This window comes from Donghicola mangrovi (assembly GCF_013377535.1).
Taxonomy (GTDB): domain Bacteria; phylum Pseudomonadota; class Alphaproteobacteria; order Rhodobacterales; family Rhodobacteraceae; genus Donghicola; species Donghicola mangrovi.
The window spans coordinates 201146-224866 of sequence record NZ_JABCJE010000003.1 but is presented as its reverse complement, the minus strand read 5'-3'; the positions used below and the strand labels follow the sequence as shown (position 1 = coordinate 224866).

The 23721-nt window shown below is 62.0% G+C and carries 20 protein-coding genes; 7 read left to right on the top strand and 13 right to left on the bottom strand.

The genetic code is table 11. The features are described 5' to 3' along the window. Positions 1 to 18 precede the first annotated feature (18 nt). From HJ536_RS09040 to HJ536_RS09015, 6 genes are all read left to right on the top strand, one after another. Positions 19 to 645, top strand: a complete 627-nt coding sequence (locus tag HJ536_RS09040; protein ID WP_176853625.1) for a DnaJ domain-containing protein — start codon at positions 19 to 21, stop codon at positions 643 to 645. A 234-nt stretch (positions 646 to 879) separates the two neighbouring features. Continuing rightward, positions 880 to 1863 carry a cobaltochelatase subunit CobS gene (gene cobS / locus HJ536_RS09035; RefSeq protein ID WP_176853440.1) on the top strand — a complete coding sequence of 328 codons (984 nt, stop codon included), beginning with the start codon at positions 880 to 882 and terminating at the stop codon, positions 1861 to 1863. 324 nt (positions 1864 to 2187) lie between these two features. After that, on the top strand, positions 2188 to 2418 hold the full coding sequence (locus HJ536_RS09030; protein WP_177157475.1) for a hypothetical protein: 231 nt from the start codon (positions 2188 to 2190) through the stop codon (positions 2416 to 2418). 84 nt (positions 2419 to 2502) lie between these two features. Continuing rightward, the gene (cobT, locus tag HJ536_RS09025) at positions 2503 to 4395 is read left to right on the top strand and encodes a cobaltochelatase subunit CobT (protein ID WP_177157474.1); all 1893 of its coding nucleotides are present in this window, start codon (positions 2503 to 2505) and stop codon (positions 4393 to 4395) included. Further along, complete coding sequence (locus tag HJ536_RS09020) at positions 4392 to 6185, top strand: aminopeptidase P family protein (RefSeq protein ID WP_177157473.1); 1794 nt, start codon at positions 4392 to 4394, stop codon at positions 6183 to 6185. The genes cobT and HJ536_RS09020 overlap by 4 nt, the downstream gene beginning before the upstream one ends. Positions 6186 to 6240: 55 nt before the next feature. After that, positions 6241 to 6585: a DUF427 domain-containing protein gene (locus HJ536_RS09015; protein WP_176853444.1), complete on the top strand. Its 345-nt coding sequence runs from the start codon at positions 6241 to 6243 to the stop codon at positions 6583 to 6585. A gap of 66 nt (positions 6586 to 6651) precedes the next feature. On the opposite strand, the gene HJ536_RS09010 is transcribed toward HJ536_RS09015, so the two are convergent. Next, positions 6652 to 8292 (bottom strand): chloride channel protein, encoded by a 1641-nt coding sequence (locus HJ536_RS09010; RefSeq protein WP_177157667.1) that lies wholly within the window; start codon positions 8290 to 8292, stop codon positions 6652 to 6654. A gap of 117 nt (positions 8293 to 8409) precedes the next feature. Here HJ536_RS09010 and HJ536_RS09005 point away from each other — a divergent pair, with 117 nt between their 5' ends. Continuing rightward, positions 8410 to 9786, top strand: coding sequence for an FAD-binding oxidoreductase (locus HJ536_RS09005; protein ID WP_177157472.1), 1377 nt, complete (start codon positions 8410 to 8412; stop codon positions 9784 to 9786). Positions 9787 to 9875: 89 nt separating this feature from the next. Here the strand turns inward: HJ536_RS09005 and recN are convergent, their stop codons facing one another. From recN to ftsW, 12 genes are all read right to left on the bottom strand, one after another. Next, positions 9876 to 11525 carry a DNA repair protein RecN gene (gene recN, locus HJ536_RS09000; protein ID WP_177157471.1) on the bottom strand — a complete coding sequence of 550 codons (1650 nt, stop codon included), beginning with the start codon at positions 11523 to 11525 and terminating at the stop codon, positions 9876 to 9878. 27 nt (positions 11526 to 11552) lie between these two features. Continuing rightward, positions 11553 to 12434 (bottom strand): outer membrane protein assembly factor BamD, encoded by an 882-nt coding sequence (locus tag HJ536_RS08995; RefSeq protein ID WP_420811090.1) that lies wholly within the window; start codon positions 12432 to 12434, stop codon positions 11553 to 11555. A 105-nt stretch (positions 12435 to 12539) separates the two neighbouring features. Then, positions 12540 to 13460, bottom strand: a complete 921-nt coding sequence (gene lpxC, locus HJ536_RS08990; RefSeq protein WP_177157470.1) for a UDP-3-O-acyl-N-acetylglucosamine deacetylase — start codon at positions 13458 to 13460, stop codon at positions 12540 to 12542. Between the two features lie 216 nt (positions 13461 to 13676). After that, the gene (gene ftsZ, locus HJ536_RS08985) at positions 13677 to 15404 is read right to left on the bottom strand and encodes a cell division protein FtsZ (protein ID WP_177157469.1); all 1728 of its coding nucleotides are present in this window, start codon (positions 15402 to 15404) and stop codon (positions 13677 to 13679) included. 173 nt (positions 15405 to 15577) lie between these two features. Continuing rightward, positions 15578 to 16912, bottom strand: coding sequence for a cell division protein FtsA (gene ftsA, locus HJ536_RS08980; RefSeq protein ID WP_177157468.1), 1335 nt, complete (start codon positions 16910 to 16912; stop codon positions 15578 to 15580). Positions 16913 to 16917: 5 nt separating this feature from the next. Next, complete coding sequence (locus HJ536_RS08975) at positions 16918 to 17775, bottom strand: cell division protein FtsQ/DivIB (protein WP_176853627.1); 858 nt, start codon at positions 17773 to 17775, stop codon at positions 16918 to 16920. Beyond that, a complete protein-coding gene (locus HJ536_RS08970) occupies positions 17772 to 18686 on the bottom strand; it encodes a D-alanine--D-alanine ligase (RefSeq protein ID WP_177157467.1) in 915 nt (304 codons plus the stop codon). The genes HJ536_RS08975 and HJ536_RS08970 overlap by 4 nt, the downstream gene beginning before the upstream one ends. A gap of 126 nt (positions 18687 to 18812) precedes the next feature. Further along, positions 18813 to 19730: a UDP-N-acetylmuramate dehydrogenase gene (gene murB, locus HJ536_RS08965; protein WP_177157466.1), complete on the bottom strand. Its 918-nt coding sequence runs from the start codon at positions 19728 to 19730 to the stop codon at positions 18813 to 18815. Beyond that, the gene (locus HJ536_RS08960; RefSeq protein WP_228028383.1) at positions 19717 to 19992 is read right to left on the bottom strand and encodes a DUF2484 family protein; all 276 of its coding nucleotides are present in this window, start codon (positions 19990 to 19992) and stop codon (positions 19717 to 19719) included. The genes murB and HJ536_RS08960 overlap by 14 nt, the downstream gene beginning before the upstream one ends. A gap of 12 nt (positions 19993 to 20004) precedes the next feature. Further along, positions 20005 to 21402: a UDP-N-acetylmuramate--L-alanine ligase gene (murC, locus tag HJ536_RS08955; protein ID WP_177157465.1), complete on the bottom strand. Its 1398-nt coding sequence runs from the start codon at positions 21400 to 21402 to the stop codon at positions 20005 to 20007. Positions 21403 to 21417: 15 nt separating this feature from the next. Next, a complete protein-coding gene (murG, locus tag HJ536_RS08950) occupies positions 21418 to 22512 on the bottom strand; it encodes an undecaprenyldiphospho-muramoylpentapeptide beta-N-acetylglucosaminyltransferase (RefSeq protein WP_177157464.1) in 1095 nt (364 codons plus the stop codon). Then, positions 22509 to 23678, bottom strand: coding sequence for a putative lipid II flippase FtsW (gene ftsW, locus HJ536_RS08945; protein WP_176853455.1), 1170 nt, complete (start codon positions 23676 to 23678; stop codon positions 22509 to 22511). Before ftsW ends, murG begins: the two co-directional genes overlap by 4 nt. Positions 23679 to 23721 lie beyond the last annotated feature (43 nt).

The window sequence follows — 23721 nt, the reverse complement described above, 5'->3', positions numbered from 1 at the left end:
GAAAAGGGAATCCCCATGATCAAACGCGACGACCCCTTTGGTTTCGATATGTCCGTTTCCAACGCCAAGAAGAAGAACCCGCGCGGTCGCCGCGGGATGTCTGGCGCGTCGGAAACCTCGACCAGACTGTGCGAAAAGGACGGCTGCAACGAAGCCGGCAAATACCGCGCGCCCCGCGCACCGGACGTGCTGGATGAATACCTGTGGTTCTGCAAGGACCACGTGCGCGAATATAACCAGCAGTGGAGCTTCTTTGACGGCACCACCGAGGCCGAGCTGAACGCACAGCGCAGCAAGGACCGCGTCTGGGAACGCACCACCAAGCCGATCGCAGACCCCGAGCAGCGCGCCTGGGCCCGTCTGGGCATCGAGGACCCCCACCAGGTTCTAGGCAAAAACGCGACCCGCAACCCCGGCAAATCGGCCAACGGGCACACCCGCAAACTGCCCCCGACCGAACGCAAAGCGATCGAGATCCTCGAGGCCAAGGACCACTGGACCAAGGCCGAGGTGCGCAAATCCTACAAGGCCCTCATCAAGGTCCTGCACCCCGACATGAACGGCGGCGACCGCTCGGACGAGGAAAAACTACAAGAGGTTGTCTGGGCCTGGGACCAGATCAAGGACAGCCGGAACTTCAAATAACCGCGATCAGGCTGCCCCTCCCCCGGGCGGCCTTTTCACATCCCGAACCGTCCCGTTGCTTCTTCTTTGCCCAAATACTCACGGCACCACGCACGCCACAGGCAAACCCTATCCCATAGGCAAACCGTCACCAATCTGCCGCGCTGTTAGCGCACAAATACCTCTTCCCCTTGTGGCTCCGCGCATTATGGTGCACCACGCAAGTGATGGTTTGAAAGCAAGAAGGTGACAGCTATGGGCGACCGCAAAGCAGCTGTGGTGAAACCGACCGAACAGATTTCGGTACGCGACGTATTCGGCATCGACACCGACATGATCGTGCACGGCTTTGCCGAAGAAAACGACCGTATCCCCGAGCTCGACCCGACCTACAAGTTCGACCCCGATACCACTCTGGCCATTCTCGCCGGCTTCGAAAAGAACCGCCGCGTGATGATTCAGGGCTATCACGGCACCGGTAAATCGACCCACATCGAACAGGTTGCCGCCCGCCTGAACTGGCCCACCGTGCGCGTCAACCTCGACAGCCACATCAGCCGGATCGACCTGATCGGTAAGGACGCGATCAAGCTGAAGGACGGCAAGCAGGTCACCGAATTCCACGAGGGCATCCTGCCTTGGGCGCTGCGCAACAACGTCGCGATCGTGTTCGACGAATACGATGCGGGCCGTGCAGACGTGATGTTCGTGATCCAGCGTGTTCTGGAAACCGACGGCAAGCTGACCCTTCTGGACCAGAACGAGATCATCAAGCCGCACCCCTATTTCCGTCTGTTCGCCACCGCGAACACCGTGGGCCTTGGCGATACCACCGGCCTCTATCACGGCACCCAGCAGATCAACCAGGCGCAGATGGACCGTTGGAGCCTTGTCGCGACCCTGAACTATCTGTCGATCGACGCGGAAACCAACATCGTTCTGTCCAAGAACCCCCACTACAACACCGAGGCGGGCCGCAAGACCATCAAACAGATGGTCACCGTTGCGGACCTGACCCGCAAAGCCTTTATGTCGGGCGATCTGTCCACCGTGATGAGCCCCCGTACCGTCATCGCTTGGGCCCAGAACGCAGAGATCTTCCGCAATGTCGGCTACGCGTTCCGCCTGACCTTCCTGAACAAGTGCGACGAGCTAGAGCGCCAGACCGTGGCAGAGTTCTATCAGCGACTCTTCAACGAAGAACTGCCCGAAAGTGCAGCAAGCGTCGCGATGAGCTAAGGCTCTGAAAAACCGACATTCCAAAGCCGCCCCGCAACGGGCGGCTTTTTTGTTGGATCACGTTTGCGGCACTCGCCTTTTGGATATGGCATTTGCCGGAAAGCCTGTATTTGCCAAAATCCGCATGTGACATAAATTTGTTACATGAAACACAATGCCCTATGCCGGACTGGTGCTGTGGCCTTGTTGTGTATGTTCGGGTCAGCACCCTCCGCACTTCCCTTTTGGGCCCACCAACGGGTCCAGTTGTTCGCCACATGCGCGGGCCGCCTAGAAGCCATGTCTCTGGATCATCGCGAGATGGACCGGAACCGAAGAGATACGATGCGCGATCAGGTTCAGGGCTTCCAGACCCTGGTCGAAGCGATCATGCCCGACGCCTTAGCCGAGGATATGCCCGAGGTCATGCCCAAACAGTGGCGCGCCATCGGCTGGTCCGAAGTCGCGCATCTGTTGACCGAAGTGCAATATTCCGTTGATCAGGGACGGGTCGAACGCGCCTCTGACCTTCTCGAAACGCGCATAAAGGAATGCGAAGGACTGCTTTTGTCATAGGGATTTAGGGGTGTGCTATGGTCAAGCCCGCTTTAGGGGTCTAGGTTGCGCAGGATAGAAGTTCGACCTGCGAAGGCTGACCCCATGAAGAAGTCCGACAATCCCGCCGATCCTTTCAAAAAGGCGCTGGCCGAGGCCACGCGCGTGCTGGCGGACAACCCCGATCTGACGGTCAGCTATTCGGTCGATCCCGCTGGCATGAACGGCGACACCATGCGACTGCCGCAGGTGTCCCGCCGTATGACCCGCGACGAGGTTCTGCTGGCCCGCGGTACCGCCGATGCGCTGGCCCTGCGCCACCGCTACCACGACGCCGCTGTGGGGGCCCGCTATATGCCTCAGGGTGAGCTGGCACGCAGCATCTATGACTCCATGGAGATCGCCCGTTGCGAGGCCATGGGCGCCCGCGACATGCCCGGCACCGCTGGCAACATCGACGCCAAGATCGCCCACGAGGCCCGCACCCGCGCCTACGAACAAATCACCGACGCCAAGGACGTGCCCCTGTCCGTGGCCGCCGGCTATTTGGTGCGCACGCTGGCCACCGGCCGCGACCTGCCTGCAGGTGCCGACAACGCGCTGGACCTGTGGCGCGAGTATCTGGAGGGTCAGGGCGCCGACACCCTTGGTGATCTGAACGAGGTTCTGTCCGACCAGCAGGCCTTTGCCAAATTCGCGCGCAAATTCATCACCGATCTCGGCTACGGCGACCAGCTTGGCGAAGACCCCGACCAGCTGGACGACGAGAACGAGGACGAAGAAGCTCAGGATCAGCCCCAGGACGACGAGGAAAACCCCGAGTCCAACGGCGATGACGAGAGCGAAGGCGATGACGCCGAAGCAGAGCCCGACCGTGCGCAGGACCAGCAAATGGACCAGCAGCAGGCTCAGGTCTCGGTCGATCAGGATTCTGACGTCGAGATGGACGAAGAAATGGAGATGCCAGAGGGCGACGCCCCGATGGAGCCCCCGCCCCCTGCGCCCTTCTCCGAAGCCGACCCCGACTACAAGGTTTTCGAGACCAAGTTTGACGAGGAAATCCGCGCCGAGGACTTGGCCGATCCCGCTGAACTGGAGCGTCTGCGCGCCTATCTGGACCAGCAGCTGGAACCCCTGAAGGGGGCCGTCAGCCGTCTGGCGAACAAGCTGCAGCGCCGCCTGCAAGCCCAGCAGAACCGCAGCTGGCTCTTCGACATGGAAGAAGGGATTCTGGACGCAGGGCGCCTTGCCCGTGTGGTCGCGAACCCCACCACACCCCTGTCGTTCAAGGTCGAGAAAGACACCGAATTCCGCGATACCGTGGTGACGCTGCTCTTGGATAACTCCGGCTCGATGCGGGGCCGCCCCATCAGCATCGCAGCCATCTGCGCAGACGTTCTGGCCCGCACGCTGGAACGCTGCAGCGTCAAGGTCGAGATTCTGGGCTTTACCACCCGCGCGTGGAAGGGCGGCCAGAACCGCGAGCTGTGGCTGCAACAGGGCCGTCCCCAGCAGCCCGGCCGCCTGAACGATCTGCGCCACATCATCTACAAACACGCCGACGCCCCGTGGCGCCGCGTGCGGCCGAACCTTGGCCTGATGATGAAAGAGGGCCTGCTGAAAGAGAACATCGACGGTGAGGCGCTTGAATGGGCACACCGCCGGATGCTGGCCCGCCCCGAGGCGCGCAAGATCCTGATGGTGATTTCCGATGGCGCCCCCGTGGATGACAGCACCCTGTCGGTGAACCCTGCGAACTTCCTCGAGAAACACCTGCGCGACGTGATCGCCATGGTCGAGAAGCGCAAGCAGGTGGAACTGCTGGCCATCGGTATCGGCCACGACGTGACCCGTTACTACGAGCGCGCCGTGACCATCACCGATGTGGAACAGCTGGCCGGTGCCATGACCGAGCAGCTTGCCAGCCTGTTCGACGCCGATCCGCGGGCCCGCGCCCGTGTTATGGGCATCAAGAATTCGATCCGGAGAGCTGGATGACCTTTCAATCTTTCGCCGTGACCGCGCGGCCCGAACAGGGCCCGCCACGGCTGGCGGCCTTGCGTGCCGAAATGGCTGCCCAAGGGCTGGCCGGATACCTTGTGCCCCGTGCGGACGCCCATCAAGGCGAATACGTGGCCCCTTGTGATGACCGTCTGGCGTGGCTGACGGGGTTCACCGGATCGGCGGGCTTTGCGCTGGTTCTGGCGGATCAGGCGGGGGTGTTCATCGACGGGCGCTACCGCGTGCAGGTCAAATCGCAGGTGGCGGATTGCTATACCCCCGTGCCGTGGCCCGAGACCTCTGCCGGTGACTGGCTGGCGCAGCATCTGGACGGTGGTCTGGTGGGCTATGACCCGTGGCTCCACACCCCGCGCGAGATCGAGGCGATGGAACAGGCGCTGACCCCAAAGGGGATCGGCCTGAAACCCACCGCCAACCTGATCGACGCGATCTGGGCCGACCGCCCTGCCCGCCCGACCGCCCCCGCGGAGGCTTTCCCAGTCGAGATCGCCGGCCTGACCGCCGCCGAAAAGCGCGAGATGGTGGCAGACACCCTGCGCGCTGCTGGCCATGCGGCTTGCGTTCTGACCCTGCCTGACAGCATCTGCTGGCTGTTGAACATCCGCGGCTCGGACATCGCGCACACGCCGATCGTCCAGTGCTTTGCCATCGTGTTCGACGACGCCCGTGTGGCCCTGTTCGCAGACCCCGCCAAGTTCGACGGCATCGATCTGGGCCCTGAGGTCAGCATCGCCCCCCGTGACGCCTTTGAAGCCGCGCTGGGGCAGATCGCCAGCCCCGTGCGTCTGGACAAAACCAGCGTACCGGTTCTGGTCCAGCAGGTCCTGCAAAGCTGGGAGATCGACATCGCTTGGGGCGACGATCCTTGCGTTCTGCCCAAAGCCCGCAAGACCCCCGCCGAAATCGCCGCCACCCGCGAGGCGCACCTGCGCGACGGTGCCGCGATGGTCGAATTCCTGTGCTGGCTGGATCAGCAGCCCCCCGGCGCCTTTACCGAGATCGACGTGGTCAAGGCGCTCGAGGGCTTCCGCACCGCCACCAACCAGCTGCGCGAAATCAGCTTCGAGACCATCTCTGGGACCGGCCCGAACGGGGCCATCGTCCACTACCGCGTCAGCGAGGAATCGAACCGCACCGCCCAAGACGGCGACCTGCTGCTGGTGGATTCGGGCGCGCAGTATTTTGACGGCACCACCGACATCACCCGCACCATGCCTGTCGGCACCCCGACCGCCGAACACAAGGACCGCTTTACCCGCGTCCTGAAAGGCATGATCGCAATCAGCAAGGCACGCTTTCCCAAAGGGATCAGCGGCGGCGATCTGGACGTTCTGGCGCGAAACAATCTGTGGCAGGCCGGACTGGATTACGATCACGGGACGGGCCACGGGGTCGGCGTTTACCTTGGCGTCCACGAAGGACCGCAGCGCATTTCCCGTGTCTCGCGCCTGCCGCTGGAGCCGGGAATGATTCTCTCGAACGAGCCAGGCTACTACAAGGAGGGCGCCTACGGGATCCGGATCGAGAATCTGATCGTCGTCCAACCCTTTGAAATTCCGCAAAATGGTGACACTCAGCGCACCATGCTTGCCTTTGAAACGATCACTTGGGTACCGATTGATCGCAGACTGATAGACCTGTCCCTTCTGACCGCTGACGAACGCGCGTGGCTGGATACTTACCATGCGACATGTTGTGAGAATCTTGCGTCAAGACTGTCGCCAAACGCGAAAACGTGGTTAGAGAGCATGACTGCGCCGCTCTGACACAACAGTGTCACCAAAGACTGGCACAGCCATAAAAAACACAGGGGGACTACGCATGTCGGAAAACATCAAGATCCATGCAAACGCAGGAACTTATGTCGTACGTGCAGGCGGTGCGGTGTTGGGCGAAAGCTCGAACACTCTGGAATTGGTAGAAGGCGATCATGCGCCGGTGGTTTACTTCCCGCAGGAAGACATCGCGATGGCGTTCCTTGACCAGTCGGAACAGCGCACCACTTGCCCGTTCAAAGGGGAAGCCCAGTACTACAACATCGTGACCAAAAGCACGACCATCCACAACGCCGCTTGGGCCTACGACAAACCGAGCGCCGCGCTGGAAAAGCTGCAGGGTCACATTGCCTTCCACGCCAGCGAAAAGCTCGCGATCGAAGAGCTCTGATCCCAAGGGATTTCTGATTTCAGAACGGATAGGGGCGTGCCGGTGGCGCGCCCTTTTTCTATGGGGTCAGCTGTGTTCTTCGGCAGCGGTGGCCGCCAGCGCGCGGTTAAAGGTGCGCAATGCGTCCACCTGAAACACCGCCCCGATAATCGTCGCGGGCTGGTCGCCAAAGGCCGCCTTCATCACCGGAATGAATGCCGCGCCAGTTCGGTCGAACAGCTGCATCGCGTCGGTCAGGGTCTGCCCAGCCGTCACATAAGTGCCCTCTGCCGCCAGTTCCTCGAGCTGGTCAAAGGGGGCGGCGTGTTCGTGATCCAGCGGGCGCATCACCGCGTTCACGCTGTACATCCCCAGCAAATAGGCCTGAGGCCCCGCCGCCAGTTGCAGGTTCCGCCGCGCCAGCAGCGTCAGAAAGAACGACTGCGCCACCATGCGGCTGGACAGCGCCGTAGACATCGACACAGCCACCATGACCGCCAGACCGGTGTGCCAGTCCCCCGTCAGTTCAAAGATGATCAGCGTGGTCGAAATCGGGGCCCCCAGCACGGCCGCAGCCACCGCCCCCATCCCCGCCAGCGCATAAAGGGTCGGCTCGCCCGACACATCGGGGAACACGCCTGTTGCGATCAGACCATAGGCCAGCCCCGTCAGACCGCCCACCATCAGCGCGGGCGAAAAGACCCCCCCACCCATGCGCCCCGCCATCGTGATGGACACGGCCAGAACCTTGAGCGCCGCCAAGACAATCGCCTCCTCCAGCAGCATCCGGCCAGCCAAGGCACGCGCGGTGGTCTCGTACCCCACGCCGATGATGTGCGGAAAGGCCAGCGCGATCACCCCCAAAAGCAGACCCGCCGCCATGGGCCGCGCCCACCCCGGAATGTCGAGGGCGGCTTGTACACGGTTTCCTAACTGATCCGCCCAAAAAATGGAGCGCATCAGAACAACCGCCACCAAGCCACTTACCAGCCCAAGGATAAAGAACGCAGGCAGCTCCAGATAGAACTGAAGGAAGGTCCGAGAGGACAGAACAAACTCGCTGACATCCCCGAAGGCCAGCCGCGACACCACCGTCCCCGCCACACTGGCCACAACAATCGGGGCAAAGGCGTGGATGGCGAAATGGCGCAGCACCACCTCAAGCGCGAACAGCGCCCCCGCAATCGGCGCGTTAAAGCTGGCAGAGACCGCCGCAGCCACCGCACAGCCCAAGAGGTTCCGCCCCGTGATCCCGTCCGCCTTGATCCATTCGCTGGTGCGCGTGGCGATCACACCGGCAAGGTGCACGACCGGCCCCTCTCGCCCCGAGGAGCCGCCACTGGACAGGGTCAGCAACGAGGCCAGCGCCGAGGCAAGGCCCTCTTTCATCTCGACCCGTCCGCGGTGCAGGGCCGCGCCCTCGATCACATCAGCCACAGACCGCACGCGCCCATCGGGTGTAAAGCGATGCAGGATCAGCCCCACCGCCAAACCGCCCAAGGTCGGGATCAGCACGATCCACATCCAGCTCAGTCGGCCTAGATGGGTGTGCAGGTGGTTAATGTCCGTCGTCCGGTAAAGGAAGCTTTGCAGCAGCTCGATTCCTATCCGGAACCCGACCGCCGCTGCACCCGACACCACGCCGACAATCAGCGCGATCAGCCAGAATTGGAACTGGCTCGGCCCCTTCTTGACGATCACCGCGTAGCTTTCGCGGATTTCACCCATCAGATGGCTGATTGAATCCTTAAAAAAGTCTTTCACCTTCGTCCGCCACCGCGCGTTTACCTTTCTCGAAGCGATCGGGATGTTTAATGTGCCGGAAACCAATGCAGAAGGCCGGGCATGACAAAATCCGATGCGCTCCACGAGCTTAGCACCTTACTAGGACAACGACTCAGCACCTCCAAGTTTGAACTTGAGGCACATGGGCGCAGCGAATCCTATTTTCCTCTGACCCTGCCCGATGGGGTGGCATTTCCGACCTCGACCGAAGAGGTCAGCGAGATTGTCCGCATCTGTGCCCGCCACGGATTGCCCGTGATCGGCTGGGGGGCTGGCACATCGCTAGAGGGGCACGCGCTGGCCCATCAGGGCGGTGTGGTCGTGGACTTCCGCAACATGGCCGCCATTCTGGACGTCCACGCCGAGGACATGACCGTCACCGTGCAGCCCGGCATCACCCGCGAAGCCCTGAACGAGGAACTGCGCGCCACCGGCCTGTTCTTTCCCGTTGATCCAGGCGCGAACGCCACGCTGGGGGGCATGGCCTCGACCCGCGCATCGGGCACTACGGCGGTCCGCTATGGCACCATGCGCGACAACGTCATGGCGCTTGAGGTTGTGCTGGCCGATGGCCGCGTGATCCGCACCGGCAGCCACGCCCGCAAATCCGCTGCGGGCTTTGACCTGACCGCCCTGATGATCGGGGCCGAGGGGACGTTGGGCCTGATCACCGAGCTGACGCTGAAACTGCAGGGCCAGCCCGAATCCGTGGGCGCGGCGGTTTGTGCCTTTGATTCGATTTCGGATGCGGTGGAAACCGTGATCGAGACCATCCAGTTCGGCCTGCCCATGGCGCGGATCGAGTTCATCGACGCCGACACCGCTGCCGCCGTGAACGCCTATTCTGGATCCAAGCTGCCCGAGTGTCCCCACTTGCTGGTGGAATTCCACGGATCGGAAACCGCGCTGGCCGAACAGGCCGAAGTATTCGGCGGCATTCTGGCGGAACATGGCGGCAAGGGCTTTGACTGGGCCACCGCCCCCGAGGATCGCAAAGCCCTGTGGCACGCTCGCCACCACGCCTATTGGGCGATCCTGAACAGCCGCCCCGGTTGCCGTGCGGTGGTGACCGACATGTGCGTCCCGATTTCCCGACTGGCCCAAGCGGTCGAGGCAACCCGCGCTGACATCGCTGCCAGCGGGATCAAGGGGCCTATTCTCGGCCACGTGGGCGACGGGAACTTCCACGCCATCCTGATGATCGACGACGACAACCCCGCAGAGCTACAGATCGCCAAGGATCTGGCCGACCGCATGGCCCGCCGCGCCTTGTCCTATGGCGGGACAGTCACCGGCGAGCATGGGGTCGGTTACGGCAAGCTGGACTATATGGCGCTGGAGCACGGCGGTGGCTGGGATGTAATGGCCAGCATCAAACAGGCTCTGGACCCGCAGAACATCATGAACCCCGGCAAAGTGGTGCGCGTGGCTGGGTAATGCCCCTATGCACAGTCGCGTTTGAGGAGAAGGCCGCGCTGGGGGTATTTTGACCAAGAAAGAGTGGGGGCGGTTTCGCCCCCTTTGTTTTATGTGCCCAGTAGGGCGCGTGCAGCGTCCCGTGCGGGGTCGGTGATCGTATCGCCCGAGATCATGCGGGCGATCTCATCGACGCGCTGGCCGTGATCCAGCGGGACCACCCGGCTTAGCGTCTGGCCGTCCTGAACCGATTTGCTGACCTGCCAGTGATGTTGACCCAGCGCGGCAACTTGCGGCGAGTGGGTGACGACCAGCACCTGCCCTTCGGACGCCAAACGCGACAGACGGCGGCCCACGGCATCGGCGGTTGCCCCACCCACGCCTCGGTCAATCTCGTCAAAGATCATGGTGACGCCAGAGGTATTCTGCGACAGGCAGACCTTGAGCGCCAAAAGGAAGCGAGACAGTTCCCCGCCCGAGGCGATCTTGGCCAGTTGGCCCGCCGGCGCCCCCGGGTTGGTCGCCACGGTGAACGAGACGTTATCGCGCCCCTCGGGGCCCGCATCGCCAGCCTCGATCAAGGTGTGGAACACGGCACGCTCCATCTTTAGCGGGGCGAGTTCGTCCATCACAGCGCGGTCGAGGTGCGCGGCGGCATCGGTGCGCGAGGCGGTCAGGGCCTCGGCCGAGGAGGCATAGGCGGTTTCGGCGGCCTTCAGTTCGGCTCGCAGGCGGCCAATATCACCCTCGCCCGCATCAAGGCGCGTCAGACGGGTGCGCAATTCTTCGGCAAAGGTGCCCAGATCATCGGGGGCGACGCCATGTTTGCGGGCCAGCCCACGGATGGCGAACAGACGCTCCTCGAGCCCTTCCAGTTCGGCTGGGTTAAAGTCGAGGTTTTCGAGCACCCGCTCGACCCCCTGAGTCGCCTCGCCAAGTTCGTTGAGGGCGCGGCCCAAGGCGGCAATCGGTTCGTCCAGCTGACCGTCTGCATCGGCGGCGATTCCGTCGAGCCAGCGCATCCCGTTGCCCATCGCGCCCTCTGCCCCATCGAACCCAAGGATGTGATAGGCGCGGGCCAAATCATCGCGGATTTTCTCGGCGGCTTGCATGCGGCGGCGCTTGGTATCGAGTTCCGCATCCTCGCCCGGAAGGGGGTTCAGCTGGTCTAACTCGGCCACCGCGTGGCGCAGGAATTCCTCTTCGCTGCGCATGGCGGCGAGTTGTTCTTCGGCCTCGGCTAAGGCCTTGGAGGCGCGGCTGCGGGCCTGCCACATCGCGCGGGTGTCGGCCATCATCGCGGCGTGACCGGCGAATTCGTCCAGCAGTTGGCGGTGACCACGCGGGTTGAGCAGGCCGCGGTCGTCGTGCTGCCCGTGCAACTCCACCAGCGTTTCCGACAGATCGCGCAGCACCTGCCCCGACACGCGGCGGTCGTTGATCCAAGCGGTCTTGCGGCCATCCACGGTGTTCACGCGGCGCAGGATCAGCTCGCCATCGGCGTCGATCCCGGCTTCGGCCAGAATGGCATTTGCGGGGTGATCGGCGGGCAGATCGAATTCGGCGATCACCTCGCCCTGATCGGCACCGGCGCGCACCAGTTCGGCACGCCCGCGCCACCCCAAAACAAAGCCCAGACTGTCCAGCAGAATGGATTTGCCCGCGCCGGTTTCACCCGTCAGCACGTTCAGCCCCGGCTGGAATTCCAGCTGGAGCCGATCGATCAACAACACATCCCGAATATCAAGCGAACGCAGCATGCGATGTTCCGGTCCCCTGCCCCGTGATCAGAGCCATTCGCCCTTGATCATCTGGCGGTAAATTTTGGCCAGCCAGCTGTCGCCCTTGGCTTCGGGCTTGAGACCGGCATCGGTCAGCAGCTTGTAGGTATCGGCGTACCATTCGCTGCCCTGATAGTTGTAGCCCAGGATCGCCCCTGCGGTCTGCGCCTCGTCGGTCAGACCCAGCGACAGGTAGCTTTCCACCAGACGGTGCAGCGCCTCGGCGGTGTGGGTGGTGGTCTGGAAATCCTCGACCACAACGCGGAAACGGTTGATCGCAGAGGTATAGTGACCCTGCTTCAGGTAGTAGCGGCCGACTTCCATTTCCTTGCCCGCAAGGTGATCGAAGGCCAGATCGAACTGCAGGATCGCGCTTTCGGCATATTCGCTGTCGGGATAACGCTCGATCACGGTGCGCAGGGCTTGCAGCGCCTGAAAGGTCAGGCCCTGGTCACGGCCCACATCGTCGATCTGGTCATAGTAGGACAGCGCCAGCAGGTACTGGGCATAGGCCGCGTCCTCGTCCGCAGGATAGAAGTCGATGTAACGCTGCGCCGAGGCGCGGCTGTTCTCGTAGTCCTTGTCCTGATGGAAGGCGAAAGCCTGCATGATCAGCGCGCGCTTGGCCCATTCGGAATAGGGATACAGGCGCTCGATCTCGCCAAAGTAGGTGGCGGCTTTCTCGGGCTTTTTGTTGGCCAGCTCGTATTCGCCGCGCTGGTAGATCTGTTCAGCGGTAAAGTTTTCGAGGGGTTCACCAGTCTGGCCGCCCTCTACGAAACTTTCATTATTTGCAAAGGGGCGCGCTTTGAAATCGGAGCAGCCCGCCACAGTCAGGCCAATCAGTGCTGTCCCGAAAATCGTCTTGAATGCTTTGCCCATGCTCATACCTGCCCACAATAATTCAGGATCCGGCAGGCGCGTGCGCCTGCGGTCAACGGCGTGTTAGCACAGAAATTTCTGGTGCAAAATGCCTTTGCCACCCTGCCGCGATCACGCGACGGCGGCAAGGTCCGAAACATGCAGGCCCGTGCCCGGCAGGCGGGCAACGCAAGCCGCGTCGCAATCCACGATGCGATAGGCGGTCGGGTCGGCGAACAGAGCGCGCAGCAGCATGTTAGTCAGAGTGTGACCGGCCTTGTAACCCCGATAAAGGCCAAGGATCGGTGCGCCCGCCAGCGCCAGATCGCCAAGGGCATCCAGCATTTTGTGACGGACGGGTTCGTCGGTGTGGCGCAGGCCGCCGGGGCTCAGGACTTCGTCGCCATCAACAACGACAGCGTTTTCCATAGTCCCACCCAGCGCGAGGCCTTTTTCACGCATCATTTCAACGTCGGAGGCGCGGCAGAAAGTCCGGCTGTCACACAGCTCACGGACGAAGGTGCCGTTCGCCATGTGCAAGGTTTTCTGCTGATGTCCGATCGCGGCGTCAACAAAGTCGATCTCGAAATCGATGCGCAGCGAATCCGCGGGCGAGAGCGAAGCAGTCGCGTCACCCTTCTGGACAAACACGGGCTTCAGCACTTCGATCGCGTACAGAGGCTCTGCCAGTAGGCGAACGCCCTGCTTCACAATTCCGCGAACGAACTGCGCGGCGCTGCCGTCAAGGATCGGAACCTCGGGGCCATCAATCTCGATCAGGGCGTTGTGGATGCCGGTGCCCGCCAGCGCGGCCATCACGTGCTCAACGGTGGACAGGCTAACGCCGTCCTTGTTGACCAGCTTGGTGCATAGGGGTGAATGCTCGGCCACATCCCAGCGGGCGGGGATCAGAGGGTCGCAACCAATAACGTCGGTGCGGCAGAACCAGATACCGTGATCCGCCGAAGCAGGACGAATAGTCAGGCGCGCGGGCTGGCCGGAATGAAGGCCTACACCGGTAAAACTGACGCTATGACGGATCGTGGTTTGCACTGAAGCCCCAATAATCTGACGCGGATTGTCCGCTGGTAGCAAACAGTTAACTTTGAGCAGCCCGACTCTCAATTCAATCTTTGCAACACGGTGAAACATCCCCACACGAAAGACGGGCGAAAATATGCCTAAGGGATCTTGGCAGCTGTAACACCATGATTTCAAAAACAAAAAAGGCCACCCGAAGGTGGCCTTGAATGTTTCAATCCTCGCGGATCAGTTTGCCTGACGGCGCAGGAAGGCGGGGATTTCGATCTTGTCTTGGGCAGGATCGTTATCAACATCTTCCTCGAACGACTGAACCGGAGGCGCAACACGGCGCGCTGCCTGCGGGTTTCCACGCTCGGGCTGCGGCTGCTGGCGGGTCGGTTCGTTCGAGTGGCCGGTCATGCGGTTGATCAACGAGTTGATGCCGAAACGCGACTTCTCGGGCTGGGGCGCAGGTGCGGGCTGACGTGCAGGTGCCTGAGCGGGCATGCCACCCATCGGACGCTGCTGCTGGCCACCACGGTTCACGGCTGCGGTCAGGCGGGCCATGGTCTCGGGGCTGGCGGTGCCCGGCGCGGGACGCTGGGGTGCAACGAAATCACCACCGTGATCAGCTGCCGGATACTCGTCCATGCGCGGCTGGTAGGCCGGAGGGGGCAGGTCTTCGGGCTGCTGGGGCTGAGGCGCGGCAGCGCGGGGCTGCTGAACCGGAGCCTGATAGGATTCCTGCGGCAGCGGCGCGGGGCGCTTGGGCTGCATGCCGGGCGCAGGAGTCTGATAGCTGACCGGCTGCTGCTGGGGTGCAGGCTGCTGATACTGGGGCTGCGGCGCGGGCTGCTGGTACTGGGGTGCGGCGGCCATGGGCTGCTGCATCGGTGCCTGTGCCTGCGGCGCGGGCTGGGGCGCCGGAGCGGGCTGCTCTGCGGTAACGGTCTGGGTCAGCGGCTCTGCCATCGAACGACGGGGCGCGGGCGCCTCCATGTGGCTGCTCGATGCGTCGATGCCGGTCGCCACAACGCTTACGCGCATGACGCCATCCAGAGTGGTGTCGAGGGTCGAACCAACGATGATGTTCGCGTCCGGATCCACTTCTTCGCGGATGCGGTTCGCAGCTTCGTCCAGTTCGAACAGGGTAAGATCGTGACCGCCGGTGATGTTGATAAGAACACCCTTGGCGCCGCGCAGGCTGATTTCGTCCAGCAGCGGGTTGGCGATCGCCTTTTCGGCGGCCTGAATTGCGCGATCTTCGCCAGCGGCTTCGCCGGTACCCATCATCGCTTTGCCCATCTCGTCCATCACGGCGCGAACGTCCGCAAAGTCGAGGTTGATAAGACCGGGGCAAACCATCAGATCGGTCACGCCTTTGACGCCCTGATACAGAACGTCGTCAGCCATGCTGAACGCTTCGGTAAAGGTGGTCTTTTCGTTGGCCAGACGGAACAGGTTCTGGTTCGGGATGATGATCAGCGTGTCCACGACCTTCTGCAGGGCTTCGACGCCCTCTTCGGCCTGACGCATGCGCTTGCCACCTTCGAACTGGAAGGGTTTGGTCACCACGCCAACGGTCAGCACACCCAGTTCACGGGCGGCCTGCGCGATGATCGGAGCCGCACCAGTACCGGTGCCGCCGCCCATACCCGCGGTGATGAAGCACATGTGTGCGCCTGCCAGATGATCGACAATCTGCTCGATGCTCTCTTCTGCAGCTGCGGCGCCAACGCTTGCCTTGGCACCTGCACCCAGACCCTCGGTAACCTTCACACCCAGTTGGATGCGGCTCGAGGCCTGGCTCTGCTGAAGGGCTTGCGCGTCGGTGTTCGCCACCACGAATTCCACGCCCTCGAGCTGTTTCTCGATCATGTTGTTGACCGCGTTGCCGCCGGCACCGCCCACACCGAACACGGTGATGCGGGGCTTGAGGTCATCGTGTCCGGGCATCGAAAGGTTCAAAGTCATGATCTGTCCGCCTGCTTGTCGCCCGTGCCACCGGGCAGTTTTGTCCCTGATTACATTTTATTCTACGCGGCCTAAGCCACGGCGTCATCCAAAAAGTCAACCTGACAACACAAAATATGGTCGGGCGGTAGCCCTAAAAAGCGGCATTTCGCCGATTTTACCAGATATTGCGCTTACCAGTTGTCCTTGAACCATTTCATCGCGCGCTGCAACGAACGGGCGGGATATCTCTCGACAGGCATGTCGAAATCCCACCACTCGTCCTGAGGATGCGCAGCGAAGCAGCAAAGGCCAACTGCACTTGCGAATCCGGGGCCCGTGGCCGCCTGAGGAAGTCCGTGTACGCGCAGGGGCCGGCCCAGACGCACTTGTTGCCCTAGTATCTTGCTGGCCAGCCCGTCAAGGCCGGGAATCTGACTACCGCCGCCGGTCAGCACGATCTGCTGGCTAGGAAGGTGGTCAAATCCGGCCGCATCCAACCGCGCACGCACTTCTTCAAGGATTTCCTCGACGCGCGGGCGCATGATGCCGATCAGCTCGGTCCGGCTGACGGTGCGGCGGTCGTGTTCCCAATCGCCGCTGTCGCCATCCAGATCGATCAGTTCGCGGTCGTCCATGCCGGTCGCATAAACCCCGCCGTAGAAAGTCTTGATCCGCTCGGCGGTGCTCATGGGAACCGAGAGTCCCATCGAGATATCGCTGGTGACATGATCGCCACCCATACGGACCGTGTCAGCATAGATCATGTGCTTGCGCATAAAGATCGAGATGCCGGTGGTGCCGCCGCCCATATCGATGCAGGCCGCACCTAGTTCCTTTTCATCCTCGATCAGGGCCGAGGTGCCCGAAACGTAAGCAGAGTTTGCGAAACCCGCCAATTCGAGGTCGCAACGCTTGATGCAGTATGCCAGATTCTGGATCACGCTCGCATCAATTGTCAGCATATGCATATCACAGCTGAGTGTGTTGCCGATCTGACCGCGCGGATCGATCATCCCCGAGCGGTGATCCAGCGCAAAGTTCACGGGCTGCGCGTGCAGCACTTCGCGGCCTGAGCCGTAATCCGGCACCTCGCAAGAGGCCAGAACGCGGGCGATATCCTCTTCGGTCACCTGCTGACCATCCAAATCCACCGCACCGGCCAGACCATAGCTGCGCGGACGCGCGCCCGAGAAGGTCGCGATCACGTGGTCAACGCGCACGCCGGCCATCTTCTGCGCCGCCTGAACAACGGTGCGAATGGCGCGCTCGGTTTCTGCCATGGCGTCGATCTCGCCGAAGCGGACACCGCGCGAACGGGTAGTCGCCGCACCGACAACACGGAAGCCCGCCTGCCCCGCCATCGAGCCGATATCCTCGCCCTCGACAAAGGAGTCGGTCCGGTCGAACCTGAGCACGAGACATGCGATCTTGGACGTGCCGACGTCCAAAATTGCGATCACCCCGCGCTGAAGGGCCGCTTTTCGTAGTCCGCGCATCGCGCGCTGTGTTTCGTAAAGCTCGATCATCTGCCTCAATCCTCGATTTTTACCCCCCGGACGCGCAGCAATTCTTTGTGTGCTGTTTCTGTCATCCGGATCGTCGGCCTGTCGGCCAGTCTCATATCCACGACTGCCACATCGCGGGTCAGAAGCTCTTTTGCCTGTTCAAGAGCGATCACGCGCTCGAGCGCGCGAATTGCGTCGTCTTCTGGCAGCAGGATGCGCTGATCGCGGTCCAGCACCAGATCCCAACGGCGGTTGCTGACACGCACAATGCCGCGCACACGTTCTTTTAGCGGTGCTGCGGCGGCGATCAGTTCCAGTGCCTCGGGGACGTTCTGTTTTGCACCCTCGCCTACAATGAGCGGCAGGTCGGGGCGTTCGATACGGGTGCCCAGTTTGTCGGCGCGCACCCCTTCGGCGTCGATGACTTCGACACCTTCGGGACCACGCCACAGGGCCACGGGAATGCGTTCGGTGACATTGACCTGAAGCACCCCGCCCGAGCGGATTTGCAGAGTGACATCCTTGACGGCATCAATGCCGCGGATTTTGTCACGCAGTTCCCCAAGGTTCAGATCGAACGAGCTGAGCGGGAAATTCGCCGGCATCAGTTCGTGGATCGCCTTGAGTGTTTTTTCGTTCGCACCATCCACGGACATCATCTGGACCATGAATTCGGGACGCTCCTGAAAGTCGCGCTTAATCCCTTCGATTCCGGCGAACAGATCAGCACGGCGCTGTTCGTTCCCCAGATAGATGCCAGCCACCAGCGCCACCACCAACACCGGCAAACCTGTGCGCAGACCGGTCCGGAACACGGGGGTCAGCCACAGACGCTGGACCTTGTAGGCCCAACGGGACGGTGCAGGATCGGCGCGGCGGGTCATCTGTTGCAAGATGCGTCCTCCACCAGCCAACGGCAAAGCTGACCAAAGGTCATGCCCGCGACCCCGGCCTGTTCGGGGCTTAGCGATGTGGGGGTCATACCGGGCTGGGTGTTCGTCTCGAGCAGGATCAGACCATCCACACCACGGCTTTCATCCCAGCGGAAATCGGTGCGGCTCATGCCACGGCAACCCAGAGCGTTGTGGGCCCGCACGGCATAGTCAAAGCACGCGTCACGGATTTCATCGGGAATCTCGGCAGGAACAACATGGCGCGAACCGCCGACACTGTATTTCGCACTGTAATCGTACCAGCCCTCGGTGATGATGTCGGTCACGCACAGGGCACGATCCCCCAGCACGGTGGTCGTCAGTTCCCGGCCAGGCGCAAAGGTTTCGACCATCACGGTCTCAGGCATTTCGTCAGAAAGCTGGGGCGGTGTATTCGCCCCGTCCAGCACCAGATAAACACCGACGCTGGAGCCTTCGTTATTGGGCTTCACGACATAGGGGGCGGGCATCACGTGACGCGCGCGGACCTCGTCGCGGCTGGCAAGGACGCTCTCGACCACGGGCAGACCTGCCGCGCGGTAGACTTCCTTGCTGCGGGCCTTGTCCATCGCCAGTGACGACGCAAGAACACCCGAATGGGTATAAGGGATGTGCATCCATTCCAGAATGCCCTGAACGCAGCCATCCTCGCCCCAGCGACCGTGGAGCGCGTTGAACACAACATCAGGTTGAATTTCAGCAAGGCGCGCGGGCAGATCAGGGCCGGCATCGACCTCGACTACCTCGAATCCTTCGCCCCGAAGTGCAGCGGCGCACTCTTTTCCGCTGGACAAGGATACCTCGCGCTCTGCCGAGGGACCGCCCAATAGAACCGCTACAGTCGGGTGTGCCCTGCTCGACATCACCACATCTGCCTCTAATATTCCGGCCGTTGTTGGCCTTATTATACATCTGTTTACAGTTGAGCCCAAAACGTCTCAAATTGCTACAGATTTTTCGTTAATTTCACTAACAATCAGGTAACGCAATCAGGATTTTGTACCAATCCGGATTACTTCCCATTCTAGCTCTAATCCACTGGATTGAAAAACGCTTTTTCGGACGAGTTCCCCTAACCTTTCGAGATCATCCGCAGTTGCCTCTCCGGTGTTCACAAGGAAGTTCGAGTGCATCGGGCTCATCTGCGCTCCACCAATGGTAGCACCGCGCATTCCTGCATCGTCGATCAGCTTCCATGCCTTCAGGTCATGCACGTCATCGGCGCGACCTGTGCTGGAAAACCCTGCCGGATTGCGAAAAGTGCTACCGGCAGTGCGATCTTTTGTCGGTTGGGTGGCGTCGCGCTTTGCAAGTTGGTCCGCCATTTTCTGTTCCAGTTCCGCAGGATCACCCGCGGGCGCCTCGAACACCGCGGACACCAGAACCCAGCCCTCTGGCAAGGTGCTGTTACGATATCCGAATTGCAGGTCGGCCGCGGACAGAGTCACCACCTCCCCTTCGCGGGTCACGGCCTGAGCAGAGACCAGATGATCGGCCACATATGTGCCGTAACATCCCGCGTTCATCCGGATCGCCCCCCCGATCGAGCCGGGGATGGTGCGCAAAAATGTCAGATCAAGCCCTTCGGCGGCGGCTTTGCGTGCAGCCATGGAATCAAGCAAGGCCGCACCCACGGTTACGCGATTTCCGTCAAAGCTGATGCCGTTAAATCCGCGCCCGAGACGCACCACCACAGCGCGGATACCGCCGTCGCGCACAATCAGGTTCGACCCCACACCCATAGGAAATACTGACACATCGACGGGAATCGCCTTGAGGAAGGCGCACAGATCCTCGAGGTCGGCAGGCTGGAACAACCAATCCGCAGGGCCCCCGACCCGTAACCAGGTCAGGTCCGCCAAAGGCCGGTTTTGTGTCAGGGTGCCACGAACCTCAGGCATCTGCATCGGGTGTTCTCCTATTGCGGGTCAGCCAGCGCCACAGGTAGATCACCGGCCAGCGCAGAATTGACAGACCTGCTGCCAGAAACCCGAGCCCTATCCAAGGGCCATTCGTCAAAAATAAAGCGACCAGCAAGGGAATGCCGGTCGCAATCAGCCCGTAGGCACACATCCATAGACGTCGGCCGCGAAACAGCATCGCCATCAGCGCGGCCAGCAAAACCCAGACGCACGCCGCGCCCAAAACCAGATCAGCGGCGGACATCATGGACACCTTTCCTTAGCTCCCCAGACGGGTCGGCAGGTTGTTCGCCCATGCACTGATGGTCCCTGCTCCAAGGCAGACCACCATATCACCGGGCTGGGTCTGTTCGCGCACCAGACGCTCCAGATCCTCTTCGTTGTGCAGAGCGCGGGCGTGGCGGTGCCCGTGGCGGATCAGACCGGCCACCAGATCATCACGGCTTGCGCCCTCGATCGGAGCCTCGCCTGCGGCATAAACCTCGGCGATGGCCACCACGTCTGCTTCATTGAAGCAGTTGCAGAAGTCGTCGAACAACGAATGCAAGCGGGTATAGCGGTGGGGCTGGTGCACGGCGATCACGCGGCCAGAGGTCGCCTGACGCGCAGCCTTCAACACGGCGGCAATCTCGACCGGGTGGTGGCCGTAGTCGTCGATGATGGTCACACCGTTCACTTCGCCCACCTTGGTAAAGCGGCGGTTCACCCCACCAAAGGCCGCCAGCGCAGCGCGGATTTCCTCGGCCTTCATGCCCAGATGACGGGCCACGGCCACAGCGGCCAGCGCGTTCGAGACGTTGTGGTCCCCCGGCATGGGCAGGGTGCAACCTTCGATCACGATGTCCTCTTGCTGAAGACGGATGTCGAAATGGGCCACGCCGCCCTCGTACCGCAGGTTCACCGCCCGCACATCCGCCTGAGCGTTAAAGCCAAAGGTCGTCACGCGGCGGTCGGTGATCTTGCCCACCAGCGCCTGAACCTCGGGGTGGTCGGTGCAGCACACGGCCATGCCATAGAACGGAATATTCGACACGAACTGGTAGAAACCTTCGCGCAGGGTGTCGAAATCGCCCCAGTGTTCCATATGCTCGGGGTCGATGTTGGTGACGATGGCGATGGTTGCGGGCAGACGGTTAAAGGTGCCGTCGCTCTCGTCCGCTTCGACAACCATCCACTCGCCCTGCCCCATACGCGCGTTCGAGCCATAAGCGTGGATAATCCCGCCGTTCACGACCGTGGGGTCGATCCCGCCAGCCACCAGCAGTTCGGCAACCATAGTGGTGGTGGTGGTTTTCCCGTGGGTGCCCGCAATCGCGATGTTTGACTTCAGGCGCATCAGTTCGGCCAGCATCTCTGCGCGGCGCACCACGGGCAGACCGCGGCGGCGGGCCTCGTCCAATTCAGGGTTGCCGCGTTTGATCGCGGACGAGATCACAACGACCTCTGCTCCCTCAAGGTTCTCGGCACGCTGTCCTTCGAAGATGGTTGCGCCCATGCCCGCCAGACGATCGGTGATCTTGCTGGTTTTCTGGTCAGAGCCCTGAACCGTGTAGCCGTGGTTGATCAGCACTTCGGCAATCCCCGACATCCCGATCCCGCCGATCCCGACAAAATGGATGGGACCGACATCGGTGGGCAGCTTGGTCGCAGCGTTCATAGTAAATCGTCTTTCTTATTTGGCTTGGGCCAGCCCCTCGACCAAGGCGACCAGACGCTCGGTGGCGTCAGGGCGACCAACAGACAGGGCGGCTTGGGCCATGTCGTGGGCCTTGGCGGGCTGGGTCAGAATTTCCGTGATGGCACTGGCCACCGCGTTTGCATTGAATTCGCCTTCGGGGATCAGAATGGCGGCGTTCGCATCGGCCATACCCCGCGCATTGGCAGTCTGGTGATCGCCGGTTGCCGCGCCGAAAGGCACCAGAATGGCCGGACGCCCGATCACCGTCAGATCCGCAACCGAGGACGCCCCCGACCGGCTGATCACCAACTGGGCCGAGGCCATACGCTCTGGCACATCCGAGAAGAACGGCAACACCGTCGCGGAAATCCCCGCTTCGGCGTAGTAGGCTTTGACGCGATCCTCGTCCTCGCCCCGCGCCTGATGGCTAACATGCAGACGTTCGCGCAGGTCGGCGGGCAAGGCGGCAATCGCGGCAGGCACCACATCCGACAGAATGCGCGCACCTTGCGAGCCACCGATCACCAACAGGTTCAGCGGGCCGCTTTCGGTGGGCGTGAAATAGGGTGCGCCAGCTTCGGCCAGCACAGCCTCGCGCACGGGGTTGCCGGTATAGGTCCCTTCGACCCCGTCGGGCAGATTGGTCGGCCAGGTACCGCACGCAACTGCATTCACTTTGGCAACAAATACCCGATTGACCCGCCCCAAGACACCATTCTGTTCGTGGATCATGCGCGGCAAGCCCATCCACGTGGCCGCCGAAATCGCAGGGATCGACGGGTAGCCACCGAAGCCCACAACCACCGCCGGACGGTCCGAGGACATCGCGCTGCGGGCCGACAGGATGCCGCCAATGATCTTGAACGGCGCCAGCAGTTTCGCCAGCACCCCGCCCCGCGCAAAGGTCGCGCTGGACACCTGTTCGATCACCACATCAGCAGGAAAGGCGCCCGTGTACCGCGCGCCCCTTGGGTCTGTTGACAGCTTGACGCGCCACCCTTTTGCCAGCATCGCCTCGGCCAAAGCCTGAGCAGGAAACATGTGCCCACCGGTTCCCCCGGCAGCGATCAGCAAAAGTGGCTTGGTCATAGACGCCCCCGTCCTCGCAACAACTCACCGATTTGGCCTTGCGGCCGCTTGCGGGTAAACGCCAGAAGCATCCCGACTGCAATACCCATCGCGATCAGCGACGAGCCACCGTAGCTCACGAAGGGCAAAGTCATGCCTTTCGCGGGCAGAAGACGCACGGCCACGCCCATGTTGATCATCGCCTGCACCCCGAACGAGCACGCCAGACCGGTGCCCGCCAGACGAATAAAGGGATCGCGTTCCTTGACCAGACGAACCAGAGAACGCACGACCACCAGCGCATAGAGCGCAATAATCGCCCACACTAGGATCAGGCCGTATTCCTCGGCGGCAACCGCGATGATAAAGTCCGTATGCGCGTCAGGCAGCGACCATTTCACCTCGCCCTCGCCGACGCCCACACCAAAGAAGCCGCCCTCGCGGATGGCGTTGGTGGCGTAGCCGAGCTGGGTGCGCGGATCGACATCGGGGCTGAGAAAGCCGTTGATCCGGCGGGCAAAGTGTTCCGAATTGTGGTAGCTGAAAATCCCGCCAAGGGTCACCAGACCGGCAATCCCCGTCAGCAGCAGCATAGGCGCACCGGCCACAAAATACATCGTGCCCCATGCGAACAGCACCAGCGCCGCCTGACCGAAGTCCGGCTGGAACGCCAGCAGGATCACGATAAAGCACGTCAGCAGGAAAGAGATCAGCTTGCCCGGAGGGCCGTTCAGCTCTTGGCCCGCGGCCATCAGCCATGCGGCGGTCACGATGTACATCGGCTTGAGGAATTCCGACGGCTGGAACGAAGCAAAGCCCAACGAATACCAGCGCACCGCCCCTTTGCCAAAGTCCGTGCCCAGAAACGGCAGCAGCATCAGCGACACCAGCGCGCCCGCAAAGCCAAGCACCGCATAGCGGCGGATCAGCTGGGGCGACATCATCGACACCACGAGGGCCGCCATGATCGCCATGCCGCCAAAGAACGCCTGCCTCTGGACGTAATAGAATGCGTTCAGGCCGTTACGACCTGCCAGCGGCGGAGACGCCGCAAAGCCCAACAAAAGACCAACACCGAAAAGCGCAACAATACAGCTGAGCGTCCACTTATCGACCGTGCGCCACCATCTGGGAAGGATAGGTTCGCCGGTTTGGACGCGCACAGCGCCATAGACCATTTCTGTCATGGGTGACCTGCCGAATTATGCCTCTGCTCTGTCCCTTTGCGGG